Source organism: Rhizobacter sp. (assembly GCF_031412075.1).
In the GTDB taxonomy this organism is placed as follows: domain Bacteria; phylum Pseudomonadota; class Gammaproteobacteria; order Burkholderiales; family Burkholderiaceae_C; genus Rhizobacter.
This window is the reverse complement of sequence record NZ_JANOCG010000433.1, coordinates 1-3012: the sequence shown is the minus strand read 5'-3', so window position 1 is coordinate 3012 and position 3012 is coordinate 1. Positions and strand designations below refer to the sequence as shown.

2 protein-coding genes and 1 pseudogene are annotated in these 3012 nt (G+C 64.3%); all 3 read left to right on the top strand.

Annotated elements, in window-relative coordinates; all coding sequences use genetic code 11:
* Window positions 1–443 precede the first annotated feature (443 nt).
* Window positions 444–1949 (top strand): IS21 family transposase, encoded by a 1506-nt coding sequence (gene istA / locus RMO40_RS16260; RefSeq protein ID WP_309723644.1) that lies wholly within the window; start codon window positions 444–446, stop codon window positions 1947–1949.
* Window positions 1946–2731, top strand: a complete 786-nt coding sequence (istB, locus tag RMO40_RS16255) for an IS21-like element helper ATPase IstB (protein ID WP_309723642.1) — start codon at window positions 1946–1948, stop codon at window positions 2729–2731. Before istA ends, istB begins: the two co-directional genes overlap by 4 nt.
* Before the next feature lie 88 nt (window positions 2732–2819).
* Window positions 2820–3012 (top strand): annotated as a pseudogene (locus RMO40_RS16250) (IS1 family transposase); the annotation flags it as partial.

Here is a 3012-nt window from a genome sequence, read left to right as displayed (position 1 = left end):
CCCCGTGCAATGATGCTGCTTGATGAGGCCCGCCAAGTCGGACTCGTTGACGAGCGGTATAGAGCTCCGAGCAGTGAGGCAGCGCTAACCACACTTCGCGGCATAGCCAAAGAGGATCGTGCGAAAGATGACGTAATCATCTCTGATGGAGAAGCTGATCTCGCAGAGTTACGCGCCGAACGACAGAGCTTGCGAAGCGATTTAGAGCGCATAAACGCAGACATTCGTTCGACCAAACTCTATACAGCCGAAACGAGCGGTTTCGAACGCGAAGTAAAAGAACAGAGGGCGAGACTTAGTGCTGTTGGCTTGTTTAAGTGGTTGACGACAATTACCTTGGCCGGTCGACGACAACTATCTAGGCCGGTTGAGGGCCGAAGCCGGGCGGGTCCGGGAGGCGGGGTTACCGTGAGCTTTTCGACGACAGATCGAAGGCGAGCGACATGCCCGGCAAGAGGATCACGGACCACCAAGTGCACAAATACACCGAGCATCGAAACAAGCTCACCCAGATTGCAGCGGCTGCCAAGGCCGGCATCAGCGAGCGCAGCGCCCGGCGCATAGAGGGCGCGCAGGCATTGCCTTCGCAGCAGCCGGCTCGCAGCTGGCGAACACGGGAGGACCCGCTTACAGCCGTATGGGAGACCGAAGTCGTGCCGCTGCTGCGTGCCGATGTTCAACTCAACGCGGTCACCTTGCTGGAAGAACTGCAGCGTCGCTACCCGGGCCAGTACGGCACCGCTGTGCTGCGCACCCTGCAGCGGCGCATGCGCCAGTGGCGCGCGCTGCACGGCGCCGAGCGTGAGGTCTACTTTGCGCAGGAACACCCGCCCGCCCGGCTGGGCCTGTCGGACTTCACCGTGGCCGACGGGTTGGGCGTGCAGATCGAGGGGGCCGCATTTCCGCATCGGCTGTACCAGTTTGCGCTGGCCCACTCCGGCTGGCGACATGCCCAGGTCAGCGTCGGCGGCGAAAGCTTCATTGCGCTGTCCACCGGGCTGCAGGCTGCCCTGTGGCGCTTGGGCGGTGTGCCCGAGGAGCACCGCACCGACAGCCTGTCGGCCGCCTTCAACAACCTGGCCGAACAGCAGGAGCTGACCCGGCGTTACGCTGACCTGTGCCGCCACTACGGCATGCGAGCGAGCCGCTGCAACCCGGGACAGTCGCACGAGAACGGCTCCATCGAGTCGCGCCACGACTCGCTCAAGACTGCGCTGGACCAGGCATTGCGTCTGCGCGGCTCCAGACAGTTCGATGATCGGGCCGGCTACGAGACATTCGTCGATCAGATCGTGCAGCGATTTAACCTGCGAGCAGCCAAGCGTCTGGCCATCGAACGCCCGATGCTCAAGGCCTTGCCGGTACGGCGCACCGCCGAGTATGAAGAGTTGCCAGCACGGGTGAGCAAGTACGCCATCTTCACCGTCAAGGGGGTGCAGTACAGCGCCCCCAGCCAGCTGATCGGCCATCGCCTGATGGTGCGCCAGTACGTGCAGCACATCGAGTGCTGGCTGAGCGGCCAATGCGTGCTCAGCCGCCCGCGCGCGACGCACCGGGACGGCCAGCGCCATCCGCGCGACATTGACTACCGGCACCTGGTGGCCGCCCTCAAGCGCAAGCCGGGCGCCTTTGCGCGCTGGGTGTTGCGTGACGCGGCGTTCCCGCGTGCGGTGTACCGCCAGACCTGGGAGCGGCTGGCTGCGGCAAGGCCTGAGCGCGAGGCATGCAAGACGATGGTCGGGCTGCTCGCCCTGGCCGCCGACGGGCACGAGGCGCAGCTAGCCGGCGAATTGGAGCAACTGATCGAGCTGGACCAGCTCCCCGACCTGCACGCGCTGACCGGATTGCTGGCGCCACCCTGCAGCGTGGTACCGGACGTCGTGGTGCGATTGCCCGCGCTGGGCGGCTACGACGAGTTGATCGAAGTGGCCCGCGAGGTGGCGCTGTGAGCGGCGCGCTGACGGCCACCACCGGGCGGCTGGGGCTGATGCTCACCGAGCTGAGGTTGCCCACGATCAAGCGCCTGGCCGGCGACCTGTGCACCCAGTCCGATCGCGAGGGCTGGCCAGGGCATCGGCTGGTCGAGGCGTTGATGGAACACGAGATGGCTGAACGCGAAGCCAGGCGCCTGGATCGGCATCGGGCCGAATCGGGCTTGAGCCCGGACAAGCGTCTCTCCAGCTTCGACTTTGCTGCCGTGCCCAGCGTCTCCAAGGCCCAGGTGATGGCGCTAGCCGAAGGATGCGAGTGGCTTGACCGCGGCGCCAACGTGCTGCTGTTCGGCCCACCCGGGGTGGGTAAGAGCCATCTGGCATGCGCACTGGGCCACGCGCTGATCGAGGCCGGCCGTCGTGTGCTGTTCACTCGATGTGGTGATCTGGTGCAGCGACTGCAGGCCGCACGCCGGGATCTGCGGCTCCCCCAGGAGCTGGCCAAACTGGATCGCTTTGATCTGCTGATTCTGGACGACCTGAGCTACGTGCGTCGCGACCAGGCCGAAACGTCAGTTCTGTTCGAGCTGATCTCCGAGCGCTACGAGCGCAAGAGCCTGGCCATCACGGCGAACACACCGTTCTCGCAGTGGGGCGAGGTGTTCGTCGATCCGGCCATGACACTGGCCGCCGTCGACCGGCTGGTGCATCACTCAACGATCCTGGAGATGAATGTGGAGAGCTATCGAAGGCGCGCCGCGCAGTCGGGGCATGCCCCGACTGCGCGCAAGGCTCGCTGACGCTCGATAAACAAGAAATCATTCCCCGCTTCCACCGGCCAGGATAATTGACGCCGAGCGGTCAGGATAGTTGACGCCACCCAGCAAGCCGGACAAGAAGCACATCAGCACCAGCCTTGTGGAGCGGGCCAATCTGTCAATGCGGATGGGGATGCGCCGCTTTACGCCTCACGAATTCATTCAGCAAGAAGCTGGAGAACCACATGCACGCGGTCAGCTTCTACTTCATGGTCTACAACTTCGTGAAGAATCACAGCTCCATCGAGACAACACCCGCGATG